The 20,236-nt window shown below is 67.3% G+C and carries 21 protein-coding genes; 14 read left to right on the top strand and 7 right to left on the bottom strand.

Translation table 11 applies throughout. From position 1 onward, the window contains the following. Positions 1-45: 45 nt before the first annotated feature. From FFS20_RS09255 to FFS20_RS09215, 9 genes are all read left to right on the top strand, one after another. The gene (locus FFS20_RS09255) at positions 46-1,527 is read left to right on the top strand and encodes a CCA tRNA nucleotidyltransferase (protein ID WP_137825557.1); all 1,482 of its coding nucleotides are present in this window, start codon (positions 46-48) and stop codon (positions 1,525-1,527) included. A 119-nt stretch (positions 1,528-1,646) separates the two neighbouring features. After that, entirely contained in the window at positions 1,647-3,353 is a 1,707-nt protein-coding gene (locus tag FFS20_RS09250) for an AMP-binding protein (RefSeq protein WP_137825556.1), read from the top strand. A gap of 306 nt (positions 3,354-3,659) precedes the next feature. Next, entirely contained in the window at positions 3,660-6,107 is a 2,448-nt protein-coding gene (locus tag FFS20_RS09245; RefSeq protein ID WP_249356759.1) for a transglycosylase domain-containing protein, read from the top strand. Positions 6,108-6,144: 37 nt separating this feature from the next. After that, entirely contained in the window at positions 6,145-7,515 is a 1,371-nt protein-coding gene (locus tag FFS20_RS09240; protein ID WP_212743316.1) for a hypothetical protein, read from the top strand. 146 nt (positions 7,516-7,661) lie between these two features. Further along, positions 7,662-7,952 (top strand): 30S ribosomal protein S6, encoded by a 291-nt coding sequence (gene rpsF, locus FFS20_RS09235; protein WP_137825555.1) that lies wholly within the window; start codon positions 7,662-7,664, stop codon positions 7,950-7,952. 32 nt (positions 7,953-7,984) lie between these two features. Continuing rightward, positions 7,985-8,605, top strand: coding sequence for a single-stranded DNA-binding protein (locus FFS20_RS09230; RefSeq protein ID WP_137825554.1), 621 nt, complete (start codon positions 7,985-7,987; stop codon positions 8,603-8,605). 35 nt (positions 8,606-8,640) lie between these two features. Next, positions 8,641-8,880, top strand: a complete 240-nt coding sequence (gene rpsR / locus FFS20_RS09225) for a 30S ribosomal protein S18 (protein ID WP_009376853.1) — start codon at positions 8,641-8,643, stop codon at positions 8,878-8,880. 16 nt (positions 8,881-8,896) lie between these two features. Continuing rightward, the gene (rplI, locus tag FFS20_RS09220) at positions 8,897-9,355 is read left to right on the top strand and encodes a 50S ribosomal protein L9 (protein ID WP_137825553.1); all 459 of its coding nucleotides are present in this window, start codon (positions 8,897-8,899) and stop codon (positions 9,353-9,355) included. 234 nt (positions 9,356-9,589) lie between these two features. Beyond that, entirely contained in the window at positions 9,590-10,273 is a 684-nt protein-coding gene (locus FFS20_RS09215) for a hydrolase (protein WP_137825552.1), read from the top strand. A gap of 201 nt (positions 10,274-10,474) precedes the next feature. On the opposite strand, the gene FFS20_RS09210 is transcribed toward FFS20_RS09215, so the two are convergent. Next, entirely contained in the window at positions 10,475-10,810 is a 336-nt protein-coding gene (locus FFS20_RS09210; RefSeq protein ID WP_137825551.1) for a helix-turn-helix domain-containing protein, read from the bottom strand. A gap of 215 nt (positions 10,811-11,025) precedes the next feature. Between FFS20_RS09210 and FFS20_RS09205 the strand changes: the two genes are divergently transcribed. Then, entirely contained in the window at positions 11,026-11,661 is a 636-nt protein-coding gene (locus FFS20_RS09205; RefSeq protein ID WP_137825550.1) for a DUF1345 domain-containing protein, read from the top strand. 192 nt (positions 11,662-11,853) lie between these two features. Here FFS20_RS09205 and FFS20_RS09200 read toward each other — a convergent pair whose 3' ends face one another. The 3 genes from FFS20_RS09200 to FFS20_RS09190 are packed head-to-tail and all read right to left on the bottom strand — an operon-like array spanning position 11,854 to position 13,147. After that, positions 11,854-12,510, bottom strand: a complete 657-nt coding sequence (locus tag FFS20_RS09200; RefSeq protein WP_137825549.1) for a DUF488 domain-containing protein — start codon at positions 12,508-12,510, stop codon at positions 11,854-11,856. Next, positions 12,507-12,725, bottom strand: coding sequence for a DUF2945 domain-containing protein (locus tag FFS20_RS09195; protein ID WP_137825548.1), 219 nt, complete (start codon positions 12,723-12,725; stop codon positions 12,507-12,509). Before FFS20_RS09195 ends, FFS20_RS09200 begins: the two co-directional genes overlap by 4 nt. Before the next feature lie 11 nt (positions 12,726-12,736). Beyond that, positions 12,737-13,147, bottom strand: a complete 411-nt coding sequence (locus FFS20_RS09190) for a hypothetical protein (protein ID WP_137825547.1) — start codon at positions 13,145-13,147, stop codon at positions 12,737-12,739. Positions 13,148-13,281: 134 nt separating this feature from the next. On the opposite strand from FFS20_RS09190, the gene FFS20_RS09185 reads away from it, so the two are divergent. Continuing rightward, positions 13,282-14,580, top strand: a complete 1,299-nt coding sequence (locus tag FFS20_RS09185) for a DUF445 domain-containing protein (protein WP_137825546.1) — start codon at positions 13,282-13,284, stop codon at positions 14,578-14,580. Between the two features lie 9 nt (positions 14,581-14,589). On the opposite strand, the gene FFS20_RS09180 is transcribed toward FFS20_RS09185, so the two are convergent. The 3 genes from FFS20_RS09180 to FFS20_RS09170 form a co-directional block, all read right to left on the bottom strand. Further along, on the bottom strand, positions 14,590-15,651 hold the full coding sequence (locus tag FFS20_RS09180) for an FUSC family protein (protein ID WP_137825545.1): 1,062 nt from the start codon (positions 15,649-15,651) through the stop codon (positions 14,590-14,592). A 72-nt stretch (positions 15,652-15,723) separates the two neighbouring features. Continuing rightward, positions 15,724-16,113, bottom strand: a complete 390-nt coding sequence (locus FFS20_RS09175) for a VOC family protein (protein ID WP_137825544.1) — start codon at positions 16,111-16,113, stop codon at positions 15,724-15,726. Positions 16,114-16,125: 12 nt separating this feature from the next. Then, positions 16,126-16,467, bottom strand: a complete 342-nt coding sequence (locus FFS20_RS09170) for a metalloregulator ArsR/SmtB family transcription factor (protein ID WP_212743315.1) — start codon at positions 16,465-16,467, stop codon at positions 16,126-16,128. Positions 16,468-16,616: 149 nt separating this feature from the next. Between FFS20_RS09170 and FFS20_RS09165 the strand changes: the two genes are divergently transcribed. The 3 genes from FFS20_RS09165 to FFS20_RS09155 are packed head-to-tail and all read left to right on the top strand — an operon-like array spanning position 16,617 to position 20,118. Next, positions 16,617-17,345 carry an ABC transporter ATP-binding protein gene (locus FFS20_RS09165; RefSeq protein WP_249356758.1) on the top strand — a complete coding sequence of 243 codons (729 nt, stop codon included), beginning with the start codon at positions 16,617-16,619 and terminating at the stop codon, positions 17,343-17,345. An 8-nt stretch (positions 17,346-17,353) separates the two neighbouring features. Continuing rightward, positions 17,354-18,709 (top strand): FtsX-like permease family protein, encoded by a 1,356-nt coding sequence (locus FFS20_RS09160; RefSeq protein ID WP_249356757.1) that lies wholly within the window; start codon positions 17,354-17,356, stop codon positions 18,707-18,709. Between the two features lie 26 nt (positions 18,710-18,735). After that, positions 18,736-20,118: an FtsX-like permease family protein gene (locus FFS20_RS09155; protein ID WP_137825542.1), complete on the top strand. Its 1,383-nt coding sequence runs from the start codon at positions 18,736-18,738 to the stop codon at positions 20,116-20,118. The last annotated feature ends 118 nt before the right edge of the window (positions 20,119-20,236 follow it).

Here is a 20,236-nt window from a genome sequence, read left to right as displayed (position 1 = left end):
GGTTGCCTCCGGCAGGGAACCTGACGATCGAGAAGAAGGAGTTCGGTGGATCCGCAGAGCGCGCACGTCCGGCTGTACGACAGGCTCGACGACCTCGATGACATCCTCGAGCCCCTCGGCCGCCGCTTCGCTGACGCCGGATTCGAACTCGCCCTCGTCGGGGGGTCCGTCCGTGACGCACTTCTCGGTCGGCCGATGCCCGATCTCGACTTCACCACCGACGCCCGGCCCGACGACATCCTCGCCCTCATCTCCGACTGGGCCGACGCGCACTGGGACATCGGTCGCGAGTTCGGCACGATCGGGGCGATGAAGTCCGGCGTCCAGATCGAGATCACCACCTACCGCGCCGAGGCGTACGAGCCCGAATCGCGCAAACCGGTCGTCCGGTTCGGCGACAGCCTCGACGACGACCTCGTCCGCCGCGACTTCACGATCGGGGCGATGGCCGTCCGCCTGCCCCAGAAGACCTTCGTCGACCCCCACCAGGGCTTCGACGACCTCCTCGCCGGGCGCATCCGCACCCCCGGGGCGGCCGAGGACTCATTCTCCGACGACCCGCTGCGGATGATGCGGGCGGCCCGATTCACCTCGCAGCTCGGCCTCGACCCGGACCCCGCGGTCGAAGCGGCGATGGAGGCGATGGCGGGGCGGATCGCGATCATCTCCGCCGAACGCATCCAGGTCGAACTCGTCAAGCTCATCACCGGCACGGACCCGGCCGCCGGCATCGACCTCCTCGTGCGCACCGGGCTCGCCGACCATGTGCTCCCAGAAGTCTCCGGCCTGCGGCTCGAAACCGACGAACACCACCGGCACAAGGACGTCTACCAGCACAGCCTCACCGTGCTCCGGCAGGCCGTCGACCTCGAAGCCGAGTACGCGGCCCGGCAGCGACGCGCGGACATGAGCGACGACGACCCGCAGCACCTGCCCGAACCCGACTTCGTCGTCCGGTTCGCCGCGCTCATGCACGATGTCGGCAAACCTGCAACGCGGAACTTCGTCAACGGCGGGGCCGTGACCTTCTACCATCATGATGTCGTCGGCGCGAAGCTCACCGCGAAGCGGATGAAGGCCCTGCGCTTCGACAAGGACACGACGAAGGCGGTGGCCCGCCTCGTCGAACTCCACCTGCGCTTCTACGGCTACGGCGATGCCGGCTGGACCGATGCCGCCGTCCGCCGCTACGTCACCGATGCCGGTTCCCTGCTCACGCGCCTCCACATCCTCACCCGCGCCGATGTCACGACCAGGAACCGGAAGAAGGCCGACCGGCTCGCCTTCGCCTACGACGATCTCGAGCACCGGATCTCCGCGCTCGCCGAACAGGAGGAGCTCGCGGCGATCCGCCCCGACCTCGACGGGCGGCAGATCATGGAGATCCTCGGCCTCGAGCCCTCCCCGCTCGTCGGGAAGGCGTACAAGCATCTCCTCGAGCTGCGTCTCGAACATGGGCCGTTGGGTGCCGAGCGCGCCGAGGCGGAGCTGCGGGCCTGGTGGGCGGAGAACGCTCCCGCGGAATGAGACCGCAGGTCACCCCACCCCTGCCGGTGTCGCAGCGGGAGGGCACCTGGTAACTTCGGTCTCGAGACCATGTGTCCGTCGTCACAGGCGACGGTGAGCGAGCACGCGAGGAGACCGTGATGACTGTGACCGACGAGTTCCGCAGCGCCAGGGACCGGCTGATCGACCAGCGCACCGACTACGAGGCCGCGCGCGCCGATTTCGCGTGGCCGCAGTTCACGCACTTCAACTTCGGCATCGACTGGTTCGACCAGATCGCCGTCGACAACGACAGCCCCGCGCTGTGGATCGTCGAGCAGGACGGCACGGAGGGCAAGTGGAGCTTCGCCGAGCTCGCCGCCCGCTCGAACCAGGTGGCGAACTTCCTCCGGCGGTCAGGCGTCAAGCGCGGCGACCATGTCATGGTCATGCTCGGCAATCAGGTCGAACTCTGGGAGACGATGCTCGCCGGCATCAAGCTCGGCGCCGTGCTCCTGCCGACGACCACGCAGCTCGGCCCGATCGACCTGAACGACCGGGTCGAGCGCGGGCAGGCGGAGTTCGTCGTCGCCGGGCCCGAGGATGCGGCGAAGTTCGACGACGTCGACGCCGAGGTCATCCGCATCGTCGTCGGCGGCGAGCCGACCAGGCAGCAGGACTACGACTACGTCGACGCCGATGAGGAGAGCACCGAATTCGACCCGCACGGCCGCTCCCGGGCCGACGACCTGCTCCTCCTCTACTTCACCTCGGGGACGACGTCGAAGGCGAAGATGGTCGCCCACACCCACGTCTCCTACCCTGTCGGCCACCTCTCGACGATGTACTGGATGGGTCTGACCCCCGGCGACGTCCATCTCAACGTCGCCTCACCTGGGTGGGCCAAGCATGCGTGGTCGAACATCTTCACCCCGTGGATCGCCGAATCGTGCGTGTTCCTCTACAACTACTCCCGCTTCGATGCCAACGCCCTCATGGACACCATGGACCGGGTGGGCGTGACGAGCTTCTGCGCGCCGCCGACCGTGTGGCGGATGCTCATCCAGGCCGACCTCACCCATCTCAAGACCCCGCCGACGAAGGCGCTCGGGGCCGGCGAACCCCTCAACCCGGAGGTCATCGACCGGGTGAAGAGCGATTGGGGCGTGCTCATCCGCGACGGGTACGGACAGACCGAGACGACCCTGCAGATCGGCAATTCGCCGGATCAGCCGCTCAAGTCCGGGTCGATGGGCAAGGTCCTGCCCGGATACGACGTCGTCCTCATCGATCCCGCGACCGGCGAGGAGGGCAGCGAGGGCGAGATCTGCCTGCTCCTCGATCCTCCGCCCCTGGGGCTGACGGCCGGGTACTGGAACAATCCGGAGAAGACCGCCGAGGCGTTCGCCGACGGCGTCTACCACACCGGTGACGTCGCAGAGCGGGACGAGGACGGCTACATCACGTACGTCGGGCGCGCCGACGACGTGTTCAAGGCCAGCGACTACCGGCTCTCCCCGTTCGAACTCGAGAGCGTGCTCATCGAGCACGACGCCGTCGCCGAGGCGGCTGTCGTCCCCTCCCCGGATCCGGTGCGGCTCGCCGTGCCGAAGGCCTACGTGGTGCTCACCGGCGGATACGAGGCGAACGCGGAGACCGCGCGGGACATCCTCGCGTACTGCCGCGCCAACCTCGCGCCGTACAAGCGGATCCGCCGTCTCGAATTCGCCGAGCTGCCCAAGACGATCTCCGGCAAGATCCGTCGCGTGGAGCTGCGGGCACGGGAGGATCAGCTCCACCCCTTCAGCGGCGAACCGGCCGTCGAGGGGACCGAATACGCCGACACGGACTTCGACCTCAAGGGGTGAGCGAAGCGCCGGATTCGGCAGCACCCGGGGCGACCTCATAGAATGGGCACGACGGTGCCGCGACGTCTGAATGTGAGGAATCACGCAGTCTGAGTGTTTGCTTTACGCAAACGCAGGTATAATCCCAGGTGAACAGGGGTGCGGTACGATTTCTGCTCTACCGCGGAGTAGTTGAATGCGCGCGTAATCCCGCATTTTTCACGGTGTTCCAATGAACGCGTGCGAAACTGAAGCTCATTTGTGACCCTTTTTCCACCCCCGTCGCGACTCCGCTGCGGCGCACGGAGAAGACCTGGAGGACTGTGGATGGCCAAGGCTGAGAATCCCACGAACACCAAAGGCAGGACGGCGAAGAATCTGCTCAACTACCCGCGTGCGGGCGTGAGCGGTTGGACGCGCTTCCTGCCGAGTCTTCGCATCCTCGTCGTCGGCGGCCTCAGCGCCGTCATCCTCGGATGCATCGCATTCGCCATCGGCTATGCGACGACCGACATCCCGGAGCCGAACCTCGAGGCGACCGGTCAGACGTCGACGATCTACTACGCCGACGGCAAGACGCCGATCGGCCACTACAAGATCGAGGACCGCAAGTCGGTGCCCATCGACGAGATCTCCGAACCGATGCAGAAGGCGGCGATCGCCGCGGAGGACACCTCGTTCTACGAGAACCGCGGCATCTCGGTCAAGGGTCTCTCCCGCGCCGTCGTCGGCGTCGTCACCAACCAGTACGCGGGCGGCGGGTCGACGATCACCCAGCAGTACGTGAAGAACTTCTACCTGACGAACGAGCACTCCCTCGACCGCAAGGTCAAGGAGATGTTCATCGCGCTCAAGATCGACCAGCAGCAGAGCAAGGACGAGATCCTCGCGAACTACCTCAACACGATCTACCTCGGCCGCCGCTCGTACGGCGTCGAGGTCGCCAGCCAGAACTACTTCGGCAAGTCGGCGAAGGACCTCGACGTCAGCGAGTCCGCGCTGCTCGCCGCGATGATCCAGCGCCCCGGCGCCGCGGACCCCGCGGAGGATCCGGGCGCCTACGAGGACCGCTTCAACTACGTCATCAAGTCGATGGTCGACGAGGGCTTCATCACGCAGGAGCAGGCCGACCAGGTCGAGATGCCCGAGGTCCAGCCTCCGAGCAAGGAGGACTCCCTGAGCGGCCAGAAGGGCTACATGTGGGAGTACGTCCGCAAGGAGGCGATGGCCAAGCTCAACATCGATGAGTCGCAGCTCGATCGCGGCGGCTACAACATCGTCACGACCTTCGACGAAGACCGGATGAAGGAAGCCGAGAAGGCCATCGAGTCCCTGCCGAGCAACCAGCCGAAGGGACTCCAGGCCGGACTCGTCTCGATCGACCCGAAGACCGGTGGCATCGAGGCGTTCTACGGCGGCAAGAACTACCTCGACCAGGCGTTCAACACCTCGACCCAGGGACACGCGCAGGCGGGTTCGACATTCAAGCCCTTCGCTCTTGTGGCCGGCTTCGAGAACGGCGTGCGCCTGTCCGACCGCTACCCCGGCAGCCCGACGACGCTGAACAACGACGGCACGCCGTGGGAGGTCAGCAACTTCGGCAACTCGAGTTACGGTCCGGTGACGCTGCTCAAGGCCACACAGTCCTCGATCAACACCGCGTACGCCGCGCTCAACGTCCAGGTCGGTCCCGACAAGACCGTCGACGTCGCGCAGCGGGCGGGCCTGAGCCCCAACTGCACGAAGGAGCAGATGGCCTCGGGTGACACGAGCAGCTGCACGATCGACCTCACGCCGAACGCCGCGAACGTCCTCGGCACCCCGAGCGTCAAGGTCATCGACATGGCGACGGCGTACGCGACGTTCGCCTCGAACGGCGTCCGCCACGAGACCCACTCGATCGAGTCGATCTCGAAGGACGGCGAAGAGGTCTACAAGGCCGACACCGAGGGCAAGCGAGTCTTCGACAAGGCCGTCGCAGCGGAGACCACCTACGCGCTCAGCCAGGTCGTCAACGGCGGTTCGGGCAGCTACGCACAGAACCTCGGTCGTCCCGCCGCCGGCAAGACCGGTACGTCGACGTCGAACAAGTCCGCCTGGTTCTCCGGCTACACCCCGCAGCTGGCGACCTCGGTCGTCCTCTACCGTGAGGTCGACGGCAAGTCGGTTCCGATCGGACCCTACGGCGGCCGCGGTGAGGTCACGGGTGGGTCGTTCCCGATCCAGGTGTGGACCGACTACATGAAGGCCGCCCTCGAGGGCACCGAGGTCGAGAAGTTCCCGAAGCGCGGAACTCTGCCCGAGGTGAAGAAGCCCGTCAACACGAACGCTCCTCCGGCCCCGCGTCCGCAGCCGAAGGACGACGGTGAGGACACGAAGAAGAAGGCGCCGGTCGACGAACCGACGAAGAAGCCTGCCGACGACGAGAACAAGGACTCGGAGAAGGACAAGGACAAGGAGAAGGACGCCGATTCATCGTCCGACTCGAAGGATTCTGCCGACGGGTCGAAGGACAGCGAAGGCTCGAAGGACACCGGAGACACCGGAAACGACACCGGGTCGTCGACCGGCGGCGGTAACCGGGGCGACGAAGACGGCGGTGGCACGAGCACTGGTGGCTCGGGCTCCGGCGGCGGAGGTTCCAGTGACGGCGGAGGCGGCTCCGGCAGCGGCGGAGGCGGCGGTTCGGGTGGCGACACCGGCGGCGGCAACGGCTCCAGCGGTGGGGGCGGAAACGGCGGCTCCACTCGCGCCCCGGTCGCACCGGGCGGATGATTCCGCTCGGGGAAGCCGTGACCGGTAACCTCTGAATATGCCTTTGAACCACGCCACCCGGATCGCCGAGCCTCTGCTCGGCGGTCCGGACGGCATTCACCGCGGTGTCGCCTCGGCGGTGTACCGGCGCACTCAGGCCTATGTCCTCGCCGGCGTCCTCGGAGTGACGACGTTCCTCGCGCTCGCCCTCCAGGCGCCGTGCCTGAGCTCGGGCTACCAGCAGCCGAGTGCCGCGGCCAGGATGTGCGCCGGGCCCCTCTCCGCGTCGTTCCTCGGTCAGCTCAACCCGCAGGCGGTGGGCCGGGCGGAAGGCGGACTCGCCGACCTCTCGGTCATCGACGCCCGTCTCGTCGGTCTCTTCCGGCTCGTCACCGACGACGTCTCCGTGTTCATGACGTTTGTCCTCCTCATCAACGTGTTCGCCGTCGCGGCGATCGGCGTCGCCCTCCTCGTGCTCGCGCGGCAGCGGGCCTGGCTCGTCGCCGTCTTCGCCTCACCGGCGATCCTCTTCACCCTCGGCTCGACGCTCGATCCGCTCGCCCTGGCGCTCAGCCTCTGGGCCGTCGTCCTCGTCGCCGCCCCCGCACCGGTGACACCGCAGCCGTGGCTGGCGGGGATCCTGCTCGGCATCGCCACGTTCATCAACCCGCTCGCCCTCCTCGTCCTCGCCGCGCTCACCCTCTCCGGGCTCCACCCTGCCGGGCGGCTCGCCCCGCGCAGCCCGCTGATGATGATCGCGACCGCGACGATCACCTCGGCGCTCCTCCTCATCGCCGACGGCACCGCGCTCAGCCGGATCGTCCACTGGACGACCGACGCGATCGACGGCGGCTCGTTCGCCTCGATCCTCCTCATGGCCCGCATCGGGAACGCGGAGACGTGGGCGATGGTGTGGATTGTCGTCAGCGGACTCGCAGTCCTCGCCGTCGGCGCGGCGATGGTCGTCGTCTCCCGGCGCGGCATCGATCCCGCTGTGGCCGCCTGCCTGCTCATCGGTGCGGTGCTCGTGTTCGCTCCCGGGCTCATGCCGTGGGATTCGCTGTGGATCCTGCCGTTCCTCGCCCTCGCCGTCTCGCGCTGGTGGGTGCTCATCGCCTGGGCGCTCGTCGAGGCGGTCTTCGCCGTCGCGATCCAGCTCGGCGACATCGCCGCGAGCGAGCCGGACAAAGCTCTCGAACCCTCGTTCATCGCACTCTTCGCCCTGCTCCGGCTCTTCGTCCTCATCATGGTCGTCGTCTTCGCCGGGGAGAACCTCCACCGGCGGCGCATCCGCGGGCAGCTGCGTGACGGTGGGCCGCCTCGGCGCAGCGACGCCGACGATCCCCGACCGGAGCCCGCGGTCGCCAGGAACGGTGAGCCGCCTCGGCGCGGGGACGGACCGGACGAGCGTCAGTCAGGGCACGGATGACCGACATGACAGCCTGCAGGGCCGTCGCGTAGAATAGTGAGGTCTGTTCTCATTTCGCACACCGGTGCGAAGGCGGAACGGCAACGCATTTACCCTCCTGCCATGGACCGACCATGGCCGCTGAGACCAGAGGAGGTGGGTGACACATGCGTCATTACGAGCTCATGCTCATTCTCGACAACGACCTCGAAGAGCGGACGTTGGCTGACACCGTGAACAACCTGATCAAGGTTGTCCCGGCCGAGAAGGGAACCGTCGACAACGTGGACATCTGGGGACGTCGGCGCTTCGCCTACGAGATCCAGAAGAAGTCCGAAGGCTACTACGTCGTGGTGGATTTCCACGCGGAGCCGGCCACGACCAAGGAACTCGATCGCCAGCTCGGACTCAACGAGTCCGTTCTGCGCACCAAGATCCTCCGCCCGGACGCCAAGTAAGCGTCACGCGACCTCGCTGACAGGAGCATTCAATGGCAGGCGAAACAGTCATCACGGTCGTCGGGAACCTGACAAGCGATCCCGAACTGCGCTTCACACCCAATGGTGCTGCAGTCGCGAACTTCACCGTGGCCTCGACGCCGCGCATCTTCGATCGTCAGTCCAACGAGTTCAAGGACGGGGAGACCCTGTTCCTGCGCTGCTCGGTCTGGCGTGAAATGGGCGAGAACGTCGCCGAATCGCTGCAGCGGGGCACACGGGTCATCGTGCAGGGCCGACTGAAGTCGCGCTCGTTCGAGACCAAGGAAGGCGAGAAGCGCACGGTCATGGAGCTGGACGTCGACGAAGTCGGCCCCAGCCTGCGCCGTGCCACCGCCCAGGTCTCGAAGAACGAACGCGGCGGAGGCGGATTCTCCGGAGGTGGCGGCTACGGCGGCAACCAGCAGGGTGGCGGCCAGCAGGGCGGCTACCAGCAGCAGTCGTCGGGCTGGGGCAACAACCCGCAGCAGGGCAACCAGCAGCAGGGTGGTCAGCGCCAGGGCGGCTACAACCAGGGGAACAACGGTCCGGGCAACGACCCGTGGGCATCATCGAGTCCGCAGAACGACAACGGCGGCTGGGGCAACCCCGGCGCCGACGAACCGCCGTTCTGATCCACGCATAGACATTTCTCACACAGGAGATACTCATGGCAAAGCCAGAGATCCGGAAGCCTATCAAGAAGAAGGCGAATCCGCTCAAGAAGGGCGAAGCGGCGAACATCAACTACAAGGACACCGCAACGCTCCGCAAGTTCATTTCTGACCGTGGCAAGATCCGTGCACGTCGCGTCACCGGCGTGACCGTGCAGGAACAGCGCGTCATCGCGAAGGCCGTGAAGAACGCCCGCGAGATGGCACTCCTGCCCTACTCGAGCTCTGCTCGCTGATCGGAGGAGAACAGACATGCCTAACCGCAAAGTGATTCTCACCCAGGAAGTCGACGGCCTCGGTGCCGCCGGCGACATCGTCGACGTGCGCGCCGGTTACGCGCGCAACCTGCTCGTTCCCCGCGGCTGGGCCACCCCGTGGACCCAGGGTGCGGAGAAGCAGATCGTCGCCCTCCGCAAGGCCCGCCAGGCCAAGCAGATCGCCGATCACGACGAAGCTGTCCGCGTCAAGGAGCAGCTCGAGACGACGAGCGCCCGCATCGAGCTCAAGGCCGGAAAGAACGGTCGCCTCTTCGGCGCCGTCACCCCCGCCCTGGTCGCCGAGGCGCTCCAGACCGCAACCGGACACGACTTCGATCGTCGTCAGGTCGCGCTCACCGGTCATGTCAAGACCCCCGGCAGCTACACCGCTGTCGTGCGCGTCAACGACGACATCACCGCGAACGCCAAGTTCGACGTCATCGGCAAGGCCTGAGCCGCTTCGGCTGAGTCCGCTGCCGGCGGTCCGCGCTCGCTGTGTGCGGGTTCGGACCGTTGGTGTCGGGCCGCTTCCGATCCGGGTCAGCTGAGCGCTGACACGACGAACGCCGGGTGCTCCCCTCGGGGGCACCCGGCGTTCGCGCATTCTCGGGGCGGGAATATTCTCGGACGATCATGGTTTCAATCTATAACAGGGTGACAAAAAGTAACCCCAGGAGAAAGGAACACCATGACCGACATCGGTCCCGCGAACTTCAACGGCGCTCGCCCAGTCATCGATCCCGAGAATGCCGTCCTGCTCATGATCGACCATCAGAGCGGACTCTTCCAGACGGTCAAGGACATGCCCATGACGACCCTGCGCCGTCATGCGGCCGCGCTGGCGAAGATCGCCTCGCTCGCTGACATCCCGGTCATCACGACCGCCTCGGTGCCGCAGGGCCCCAACGGTCCGCTGATCCCGGAGATCCACGAGAACGCACCCCATGCGCAGTACGTCGGACGCAAGGGCGAGATCAATGCGTGGGAGAACCCGGACTTCGTCGCGGCCGTCAAGGCGACGGGCAGGAAGCAGCTCATCATCGCCGGCACCATCACCAGCGTGTGCATGGCCTTCCCCGCGATCAGCGCCGTCGCCGACGGATTCCAGGTCTTCGCGGTCGTCGACACCTCGGGCACCTACTCGAAGATGGCCGAGGAGATCACCCTGGCGCGCATCGTCCAGGCCGGCGTCGTGCCGATCGATGTGGCGGCAGTGGCGTCCGAGCTCCAGCACACGTGGAATCGCGAGGACGGCGGCGAATGGGCACAGGTCTACACGCAGATCTTCCCCGAGTACCAGCTGCTCATCGAAAGCTACGCCAAGGCCCAGGAGGTCGAGCGCACGCAGGAGACTGCTGACAATATGAAGTGAGAATCGACTCGCTGAGGTGATGTCGGACTTGCTGACGCGAGCTCGGCGTGGGCGGGACCCGGTGAGAGGGCATGCCCGCGGTGCCAGTGCGAGGTACAGGGAGGCAGCGGCCGGTCGGATGACCGGCCGCTGCGTCGTTCTCTGGAGGTCTGGGCCGTCGTGAGGTCTCGACCGTGGACTGGCACTGAGGGCGCTCAGCTCTCAGGGCTCGTCGGGCTCGGCGTCCATCTCCTGCGCCCAGGTGCGGAGGGCATCGAAGGCCGGGCGCAGACGGAGTCCGCGCGGCGTGAGCGCATAGGTCACGGTGATCGGGGGGCCGGTGTCGACCTGGCGTTCGACGAGCCCAAGACCTTCGAGCTCACGCAGCCGTTCGCCGAGGACCTTGTTCGACAGGCCCTCGACACCGCGCTCCAACTCGCTGAACCGGGCAGGCCCTTGGAGGAGCAGGTCGATGATGAGCCCGCTCCAGCGCTTTCCCAGCACCCTCCACGCGCGGTCGGTCGAGGTGCAGAGGTCGGTACCCAGCACGTCAGCCATGGCATCAGAATACCAAGGCGGCCGTTCGTCGATTCCGGGCCGGTGTGCGGCTGAATCCGAGGTCGTCACTGTCGACGCCCCAAACAAATGCCTGTCTGTGAGTCGGGTGAGATTCGGCTGTGGTGTGGCAGAGTGTTCTCGTAAGCCGCATTGCCGCCACCGGCGCTGCCGGCTCGCCGTCCATCCTCAACCCACTCGAACGGAGAAGCCACCCGATGAAGAAGTTCCTCATCAGCGCGACGGGCCGTCTCATCGCGTCCATCATCATCGGCATCATCGTCGGCTCGATCGTCGGCGCCTTCACCTCCACGGGCGACGGCTTCCTCGTCGGCATCTCGACGGCCACGACGTTCTTCGTGCTCGTGGGCACCGCCGCCCTGTGGCCGATGTCGTCGGAGGAGACGAAGTCGAACGCGAGCCGCGAGGACTTCAACCCCGTCCTCGACGAGGTGGTCATCACGATCGCCCAGCTCTGCGGCCTCGGCGGCATCGTCCTTCTCCAGGTCGTCGGCGGATCGCAGGCCGGCAACTGGGAAGCCGCGATCGCCCTCCTCGGCGTCTTCATGTCGTGGGCCGGCCTGCAGATCCTCTACAGCGCCCGCTACGCGTACATGTACTTCGGGGACGGCACCCCCGGCGGCATCGACTTCAACTCCGACCGCGTCCCCAACTACAAGGACTTCCTCTACTTCGGCTACGCCGTGGGCATGACCTTCGGCGTCACCGACACCTCGGTCTCCGATACGCAGATCCGCGCCGTCGTCCTGCGCCACAGCCTCCTGTCCTACGTCTTCAACGCCGTCATCCTCGCTACGGCGATCAACCTCGTCGTCGGCGTCTTCTCGAACTGAGAGCGCGGTCGCACGGCCCTGGGGCTGGACGTGGCTGGTGTGGGAGGACGACCCTGCGCCGCCGGCCGAGGCGCCGCGCTCTAAGTGCGGCCGGCTTCCGGAGGTGGATCCGGCTCGACTTCCGGCACGAACTCGAGCGGGATCCACCTGACAAGCAGCGCCGAGGAGTGTGTGCGGAGCTGCAGGAGTGGCTCACCTCTCGGGGTAGGTGATGCGGATGTCGGTGGAGTCTGCGCGATCGTCCGGGGTCACGAAATCCGCGCCGCTGCCGGGCGCTCCCTCGATGACCGCACCGGAACTGAGCACCGCCTCGGCGGTCTGACCGGGCCCGAGGACATGGAGAACCTCGCGGTCGTGCGCGAGCAGATAGTCGGCGATGATGCGCCGATGACAGCGCCACCACACGGCTTCCGAGCACATCACCGCGCACCGCCGCTCATCGCCCCAGTCCAGCAGCACGGCGATGTCGGCGGCGAACTCCGCGCCGAGGGCGTGGTCGGCATAGTTGTGGAAGCTGCGGTTCTCCCACCACGCGTTGACCGTGAACGGCACGTCCCGGCTGACAAGGCGCCGCCCGGTGAGACCGTCGAGCCGGCGCAGCTCGATGCCGACCTCGGCCAGCGCATCGCCGAGCACATCCTCGTTGAACTGCGGATTCGCGTTCGACCCGGGCAGCTTGCGGACGTCGACGACCACCTCGGCGCCGGAGTCGCGGAGCAGGTCGATGAACTCCTCAAGCGAGCGGTTCGAATGGCCGATCGTGAGGAAGTCCGGCACCGAGGCGGGCCCTGTGCGGTCCGGCGAGCGGGCGGCTCCTCCGCGGGCGGGGTCGGGCTCGTCGGTGGTCATTCGCCGTCGATGAGGTGAAGCGCGCTGCCCTTGTGCGCGGCGATGTGATCGGTCTTATCGCTCTTGATCTCGTACTGCGGGTCGGCCTCCGAGGCGCGGTGAGTGTGGCCCTTGTACTCGAAGTCCGAGGTGTGGACCCTGATGATGTGGCCGGAGACCTCGCCGGCCTCGGAGTTCCATCCGACGTGATCGCCGACGGAGAATGCGTGTGCCATGTCGATCTCCTTCAGAAGTCGATGCGCTCAGCCGGAGGGAACTGAGTGTAGACGACGCTTTCGTCGAGCGGGGCCAGCTCGAGGTAACTCGGAACGCCCTCGTCGATGAAGAGGAGGAGCAGGGCATCGGGGACATAGCCGTTGAGAATCAGCGCATCATCGGATCGCGCGATCGCGTCACCCACCGGTTCGAGGTCCACCGAGGGACATGTCTCGCATCCGCACTCAGAGGTGACGACCACCTCGGCGAGGTTGGCCTCCCACAGTGCCCGCTGGGTGTCGGTGATCGGCGTCGGCGGATCCCATGCTTCCTTCTGCTCTGGGGTGAACTCCGCATAATCCTCGGCACTCGGTGAGGTGTGACCGCGACGGATGAGGAGGAGTGCAGTGTCCCTCTCGAGGTCGGTCAATGCTCGGATCATGCCTCCACGGTACTCCGCCCAGCCGCAGCGCACACAGGCGTCGCACGCGACAGGGCGCGTTCCCAGGTGCAGTCCAGCCGGTCGGCATCGAACCTGCGCCGAGGTTCGATAAAGTCAGTGCCCAGGGGGTAATAATGACGATCGAGAGAACCGAGAAGGTGCCGCGCTTCGACGGCCCGAACGAACTCACACCCGAGGACCGGGAACGCGCGCGGGGCCTGCGGAAGATGCGCACGCTGGCGCTCTCACTGCTCATCCTCGCCACCGTCATCTTCCTCGCCACGAACCTCTTCACCGATCTGTCCGGCGTCTGGGGATTCGTCGCCCGCGGCGCCGAGGCCGCGATGATCGGCGCGATCGCCGACTGGTTCGCCGTCACCGCCCTCTTCCGGCATCCCCTCGGCCTGCCGATCCCGCACACCGCGATCATCCCGCGGAAGAAGGACGCCCTGGGAGCGAGCCTCTCCGCCTTCGTCGCAGCGAACTTCCTCCACGCCGAGGCGGTGTCGACGAAGATCCGCTCCGCCCACGTCGCGCAGCGGGCCGGTGAGTGGCTGAGCAAGGCCGCCAACCGCGACCTCGTCGTCGACCGCGCCGCCGCCGGTCTCGAATACGTCCTCTCCCGCATCGACGACAAGTCGATCGTCGCCCTGACGAAGAACGTCATCCTCCCGCGTCTCATCGCCACCCGGAAGTCTCCGGTGCTCGGCAAGCTGCTGCGCCAGATCGTCCTCGACGGCGCCCACCACAAGCTCGTCGACCTCGTCGTCGCCGAGGCGTACACGTGGCTGAGCGACAACCCGCAGGTCATCGACGAGATCGTCCACAACCGGGCCCCGTCGTGGGTGCCCGACTTCGTCAACGAACAGCTCGCGAATCGCCTGCAGCGCGAGATCCTCGGCTGGCTCGTCGACGTCCGCGACAACCCGTACCACAAGGCCCGGCAGGCGCTCGACGCGTGGCTCGTCGACCTCTCCACCGACCTGTCGACCGACACCCCGCTGGCCGACAAGGCCGAGGACATCATCAACGACCTCCTCACCCAGGACGGCGTCGTCGACTCCGTCCTCGAGATCTGGACCTCGCTCAAGCAGCTCCTGCGCGAGGCGATCATCGAACCCGACGGCGAAGTGCGCGGCCGCATCGCCGATCTCATCGGGGAATTCGCCCAGCGCCTCCAGACGGACACGGAGTTCGCGGCGACGATCGACGACCGCGTGGCCACGACCGCCGGCGACCTTGCCGAGAGCTTCGGGCCCGAGATCGCCAGCGTCATCTCAGACACCATCGAACGCTGGGACGCGAAGGAGGCCGCCGACCGCATCGAGCTCTACGTCGGCCGCGACCTCCAGTACATCCGCATCAACGGCACCGTCATCGGCGCCCTCGTCGGCATTCTCCTCCACACGGTCATCGTCCTCATGCCGGGGTGAGGGGTCACCTCACGCCTCGGCGAGCCCGCCCGACTCACTGCGCATCCGCGCCCGGCGCCTGCCGACGTACCCGACGACGAGGACGACGGCGATGCCGACGACGGCCCCGAGCAGCGTCTCGACCCCGCGGTCGATGATGAGCGTCGACCGCGGGATCGGATGGGCGAGCTGCGTCATGAGCAGGATCATCGGGGTGAAGAACGTCAGCGCGAACCCGTAGTTGCGCATCATGAGGTACTCCGTGGGGAACTGCAGGAGGATGACGGGGATCGCCAGCCACAGCGGCGACGGGTCGGGCCAGAGGATGAGCGCGGTGACGATGAGCCCGGAGAACGTCCCGAGCACCCGGTGCACGCCGCGGGCGATGCGCCCCGGCAGCTCCGCGGCGGCCAGGGGCACCGCAGCCGACGCCATCGCCCAGTACGCATGGTCGAGTCCGATGAACACCCCGATGAGACCCGCCGAGGCGACCGCCACCGCATACGTCGCCGCATGCCTGAGCATGGCGAGGGCGTGGGGCCCGCGGAACGGGGTGATCATCCGCCGGGACCCGGCCCGCCACGTGCGCGTGCGGAACCACCCGAGGAAGCCCAGGGCGATGGCGAAGGCCGCCGCGAGGACGCTGATCCCGATGGGGATCCACGGCGGTGCGAGCGGTTCGACCGAGGCACACGCCCCGAGGGCGAAGATGCCGAAGAACGGGCCGCCCGGACGCATCCGCGCGCGGTCGGCGATGATCGACCCGACGGCGGCGAAGAACGCCTCGATCGCGATGAGGGCGACGACCGGGGTGTCGAGCATCGCGAGCATGACGCCGATGACGACGCCCGAGAGCAGGAGCACCGCGGCCTGCAGCTGGTGGATGAGGCGCAGCTGGTGCGCCTCGCCGCGACCGTACATCCCGCAGAACGCCCCGAAGACCGCGTAGATGATGAACTGCTCGTACCCGAGGAGAAGGAGGACGAGGGAGGGAATCGCCACGCCGAGGCCGACCCTGAGCGGTGCCCGCCGATCGTCGTCGGTGGGTTCGAGTCGCAGGGTCCCGCGGATGTACTCGGCGATCCTCTTCATGGCCGTGCGGCGTCTCCGCTGCGCGGCGCGCCCGACCGGTCGATCGGACGGGCGCAGGGCGCGGGGACGCGGTCAGTCCTCCTGGTGAATGAGCTGGACGAGATTGCCCACAGTGTCGTTGAGCACCGCCGTGGTGATCGGTCCCATCGACAAGGGCTTCTGCGTGAACTCTACTCCGAGAGCGCTGAGGCGCTCGTACTCGGCCTCGACGTCGTCGACGGCGAACTGGTTGATCGGAATCCCATCGGCCATGAGCGCCGCCGTGTAGTCACCGGCCGCCGGATGTCCCTTCGGCTCGAGGACGATCTCCACTCCCTCCGGGTCTTCGGGAGAGACGACGGTGAGCCATCGCGCGTCTCCGACGGGAACGTCGAACTTCAGTTGGAAGCCGAGCTTGTCGGTGTAGAAGTCGAGCGCGCGTGCCTGGTCGTCGACGGGAATGCTGATCCACTGGGCCTTCATGACGGTGTCTCCTTACTCAGGCGGTGCCTGGGGTGATGCGGGTTGGTCGGTGTCCTGGTCGGTGCCGGGTGGTCGGGGGTTCCGCGTCCCACCGGTCCAGCGATCGAACGCGGTGCGCAGCGGCGCGGGATCGAGCGTGTGGTACTTGTAGCGCCCCTCACGGCGGGTGACGACGAGACCGGCGGCCTCGAGCACGTCGAGGTGCTGGGACACCGCTTGGCGTGAGAGCCCGAGACCATGCCGATTGGCCAGACGCGAACAGATCTCGAAGAGGGTCTGATCGTCGCGTTCGGCGAGTTCGTCGAGGATCGTCCGCCTGGTCGGGTCGGCGATCGCCTTGAAGAGATCGGCCACACCGACACCATAGGCAAGCAATGACTTGCCTGTCAATGGATGCGGGTCACATTCACTCCCGGTTTCCCGTCGCGACTCTCGGGTTTTCCTCGCGGCAGTCGTGGGAGGACTGCATGGTCGCTGGCAGCGGCCTGCGAAACCATTGAGTCATGACCACAACACACATGCCTGCGATCATCACCGCCTCCCACGTCACCAAGCACTACAACCAGACCTACGCCCTGGCCGGCGTCGACCTCACGATCGGCCTCGGCGAGTCCCTGGCGATCATGGGTCCCTCCGGTTCCGGCAAGACGACCCTCCTGCACTGTCTGGCGGGCATCCTCCGGCCCGACGAGGGTCAGATCCGCCTGCTGCCCACCGAGCGCAGCGCCGCCGCGGAGATCACCTCCCTCAAGGAGGCCGGTCGCACCGCCCTGCGCCGCGAAGTGTTCGGATTCGTCTTCCAGCAGGGACTGCTCCTGCCCGAGCTCTCCGCCGAGGACAACGTCGCGCTCGCCGCGATGCTCGCCGGCATGAACCGCGCCGATGCGACGAAGCACGCCCGCGCGTGGCTGCAGCGCCTCGGCCTCGGTGAGCACCTCACCAAGCGCATCGGCCAGCTCTCCGGCGGCCAGGCCCAGCGTGTGGCCATCGCCCGCTCTCAGGTCACCCAGCCCGTCGTCACCTTCGCCGACGAACCGACCGGCGCACTCGATTCCCGCACGTCGACCGAGGTGCTCTCGGAGCTGCTCGCCTCGACGACCGGCCGCGGCTCGACGCTCGTCGTCGTCACCCATGATGAGAACGTCGCCGCGCGCTGCTCCCGCGTCGTCCGCCTCGCCGATGGCCGCATCGTCTCCGACTCCGCCGCCCAGTACGCGACGCACAACGGGTGATGCCGACCATGAAGGTGCTTCCTCTCGTCCTCTCGAAACAGACGTTCACCGCACCGACGGCACGCCTCGTCGCGATCGCGTTCTTCGCCTGCTCGACCCTCTTCCTCACCGTGGCCGCCGGTGCGTGGGCGTTCAATGACCGTCCCGACGTGCCCCGCTACGCCGAGGTGGTCGACCTCTATCGGATGCTCGCGATCCTCGCCACGGTCTTCCTCGTCGTGCCGGCGATCAGCCTCGGCGTCGCCTCGGCGAAGCTCAGCGCCCGCCGCCAGGACGAGCGTCTCTCCACTCTCTCCCTCCTCGGCGCGTCGAAGGGAACCGTCCGGCTCGTCGCCGTCGCCGAACCCTTCATCCCGGCAGCCGCGGGGATCGTCGCCGGCATCCTCGGCTACCTCGTGCTCGCCTACCCCCTGAGCCTCATCGTCTTCACGGGCGTGCCGCTGGGCTACTCCGCCCTCCTCATGCCCGCGTGGCTGCTCGTCGGCGTTGTCGCGGTCCTTCTCCTCATCTGCCTCCTCGCCGCCCTCATCGGGCTGCGGAAGGTCATCGTCTCTCCGCTGGGTGTGCGCACGCGGTCGCTGGGACGGACGTTCCCGCTCGCCCGCATCATCACCGTCGTCGTCCTCGCCGTCGGCATGGTCGCCGCTCTCGTCTTCTCCCTCCAGGAGGGTCAGCCGCAGCGCACCGCGATCATCGCGAGCATTCTCACGATCGGCGTCGCGCTCCTCCTCATCAACGTCGTCGGCGTCCTCGTCATGCGCATCCACGCCTGGATGAGCGGGAAGGCGGCACGGCGTCCGGCCGGGATGCTCTCGGCGGCGATGATCGCCGACGCCCCCGCCCAGTACTGGCGACGTGTCGCCGGACTCGCCCTCATCACCTTCATCGCCGTCGTCGGCGGCACCGGTGCGGCGATGATGCGCGGCACCGGCGACGAGATGAGCGCGGCCGAACGGGAAGTCATGGGACCGCTGCAGTACACCGGCGACGACGTCTTCACCGGTCTCATCCTCACCCTGGCGATCGCCTTCGTCCTCATCGTCGTCTCCGCGACGATCAATCAGGCCGCGGACATCCTCGACCGCGCCTCGACCTACCGGGAGCTTCACGCCGCCGGCATGTCACCGGCGATGATGCACCGGGTCACGGTGCGCGCTGTGATGTCCCCGATCGTCCTCGTCACCCTCGTCTCCCTCGTCCTCGGCGGACTGCTCGCGGCCGCGATGGCCTCGGCCGGCGACCTCGGCGATCCGCTGACCATCGCCGTCGTCGCCTCCGTCCTCCTCGGCGGAATCGCGATGGTGTGGCTGGGACTGCAGTTCACCCGTCCGCTCGTCCGGCGCGTCACCGCTGTGACCGCCTGAGGCCCCGCCTCGAACAGGAGTCCGTCATGTCCTCACCAGTGGCAGCAATTCCCGTCGTCCTCGGTCGCAAGACCGTGACCGCCCCGAGCTCTCTGCTCATCATGAGCGCGTTCTTCGCCTGTGCGACGCTGTTCCTCACCGTCGCCGCCGGAACGTGGATGTTCTTCCAGATCCCGCCGAGCACCGATCCGGGAGCCGAGGGCATCGACTTCGCCTACAAGCTCCTCGCGACCATCGGCACGATCCTGCTCGTCATTCCGGCCAGCACCCTCGCAGCCGCCTCGGCGACGCTGTCGGCCCGCCGTCAGGACGAGCGGCTGTCGACGATGTCCCTGCTGGGGGCGAAGCGCTCGGAGATCGCCGCCCTCGCCGTCGCCGAACCGCTCGTGCCCGCGATCATCGGCATCGTCCTCGGCGTCCTCGGGTATCTCGGCCTCGCATGGCCGGTGAGCTGGATCCACTTCCTCGGCGCCCCGATCGGGTATGCGAACATGCTCATGCCGCCGCTCCTTCTGGCCGGGGTCGTCCTCTTCCTCATCGTCGTGTGCGTCGCCTCGGCGCTGCTGGGGCTGCGCAAGGTGACGATCTCTCCTCTCGGTGTGCGGACGAAGTCCCTGGCACGGAAGTTCCCCGTCGGCCGGGTCATCGCGGTCGTGATCGCCATCATCCTCCTGCCGATCGTGCTCGCGATCTCGAAGTCACCGAACGTCGAACTCGGGGTCGCGATCTCCGCGATGCTCTCGGTCTTCTTCATCGGACTCATCGTCGTCGACCTCCTCGGCGGACTGCTCATGCGGTGGTTCGCACACCTGGCGGGCAAGCGCGCCGCCTCCCCTGAGCGGCTCATCGCCGCCCGGCTCGTCTCCGACGAACCCAAGCGATTCTGGCGCCGGGTCTCGGGCTTGGCGATGACGGCGTTCGTCGCCGCGGTCGGGGGCACGGGCATCGCACTCATGCAGATGGGACTCGACTCCGCCGACGATCCTGAGGTCCCGGTCTCCGATGAGCAGATCACGCTCTTCCAGGACATGTTCACCGGAGTGCTGCTCGTCCTCGGCATCTCGATCGTGCTCATCGCCGTCTCCGCGCTCATCAACCAGGTGGCCGACGTCTACGATCGCGCCGACACCTTCGCCGACCTCCACTCGGCGGGCATGGATGTCGACACGATGCACAAGGCGATGGTCAGGGCAGTGCTCGGTCCGGTCATCTGGGTGACGCTGTTCGCCGGCGGCCTCGGACTCTTCCTCGTCCTCCCCTTGGCCGGCGCCGCTCTCGTCATGAAGCCGGTCACGTTCGTCACGATTCTCGCGTCAGCGGCCCTTGGTATCGTCGTCATCAGATTGGGGCTGCAGGTCGCCAAGCCGATCCTCGCCTCGGTGGCCACCGCCGGTCGCGCGCGGCTGTGAGACCGGGTCGCGGGCACCGCCTCGGCGAGACCGGGGCGGTGCCTGCGGTGACGTGAATCGCTGTCGGGTCCGCGCGCGGCACGGGTAAAGTGGGATGGCACTGCACCCGGGCCGGGCA

It is taken from the genome of Brevibacterium sp. 2SA, from assembly GCF_005502845.1.
Taxonomy (GTDB): domain Bacteria; phylum Actinomycetota; class Actinomycetes; order Actinomycetales; family Brevibacteriaceae; genus Brevibacterium.
Note: the sequence above shows the minus strand (reverse complement) of the source record. Positions and strands in the feature narration are given on the sequence as shown.

Excerpts from the sequence above, each read along its gene's own strand:
- FFS20_RS09250 (WP_137825556.1), top strand. The coding sequence starts at position 1,647 with ATGACTGTGACCGACGAGTTCCGCAGCGCCAGGGACCGGCTGATCGAC.
- FFS20_RS09245 (WP_249356759.1), top strand. The coding sequence starts at position 3,660 with ATGGCCAAGGCTGAGAATCCCACGAACACCAAAGGCAGGACGGCGAAG.
- FFS20_RS09240 (WP_212743316.1), top strand. The coding sequence starts at position 6,145 with ATGCCTTTGAACCACGCCACCCGGATCGCCGAGCCTCTGCTCGGCGGT.
- rpsF (WP_137825555.1), top strand. The coding sequence starts at position 7,662 with ATGCGTCATTACGAGCTCATGCTCATTCTCGACAACGACCTCGAAGAG.
- FFS20_RS09230 (WP_137825554.1), top strand. The coding sequence starts at position 7,985 with ATGGCAGGCGAAACAGTCATCACGGTCGTCGGGAACCTGACAAGCGAT.
- rpsR (WP_009376853.1), top strand. The coding sequence starts at position 8,641 with ATGGCAAAGCCAGAGATCCGGAAGCCTATCAAGAAGAAGGCGAATCCG.
- rplI (WP_137825553.1), top strand. The coding sequence starts at position 8,897 with ATGCCTAACCGCAAAGTGATTCTCACCCAGGAAGTCGACGGCCTCGGT.
- FFS20_RS09215 (WP_137825552.1), top strand. The coding sequence starts at position 9,590 with ATGACCGACATCGGTCCCGCGAACTTCAACGGCGCTCGCCCAGTCATC.
- FFS20_RS09210 (WP_137825551.1), bottom strand. The coding sequence starts at position 10,810 with ATGGCTGACGTGCTGGGTACCGACCTCTGCACCTCGACCGACCGCGCG.
- FFS20_RS09205 (WP_137825550.1), top strand. The coding sequence starts at position 11,026 with ATGAAGAAGTTCCTCATCAGCGCGACGGGCCGTCTCATCGCGTCCATC.
- FFS20_RS09200 (WP_137825549.1), bottom strand. The coding sequence starts at position 12,510 with ATGACCACCGACGAGCCCGACCCCGCCCGCGGAGGAGCCGCCCGCTCG.
- FFS20_RS09195 (WP_137825548.1), bottom strand. The coding sequence starts at position 12,725 with ATGGCACACGCATTCTCCGTCGGCGATCACGTCGGATGGAACTCCGAG.
- FFS20_RS09190 (WP_137825547.1), bottom strand. The coding sequence starts at position 13,147 with ATGATCCGAGCATTGACCGACCTCGAGAGGGACACTGCACTCCTCCTC.
- FFS20_RS09185 (WP_137825546.1), top strand. The coding sequence starts at position 13,282 with ATGACGATCGAGAGAACCGAGAAGGTGCCGCGCTTCGACGGCCCGAAC.
- FFS20_RS09180 (WP_137825545.1), bottom strand. The coding sequence starts at position 15,651 with ATGAAGAGGATCGCCGAGTACATCCGCGGGACCCTGCGACTCGAACCC.
- FFS20_RS09175 (WP_137825544.1), bottom strand. The coding sequence starts at position 16,113 with ATGAAGGCCCAGTGGATCAGCATTCCCGTCGACGACCAGGCACGCGCG.
- FFS20_RS09165 (WP_249356758.1), top strand. The coding sequence starts at position 16,617 with ATGACCACAACACACATGCCTGCGATCATCACCGCCTCCCACGTCACC.
- FFS20_RS09160 (WP_249356757.1), top strand. The coding sequence starts at position 17,354 with ATGAAGGTGCTTCCTCTCGTCCTCTCGAAACAGACGTTCACCGCACCG.
- FFS20_RS09155 (WP_137825542.1), top strand. The coding sequence starts at position 18,736 with ATGTCCTCACCAGTGGCAGCAATTCCCGTCGTCCTCGGTCGCAAGACC.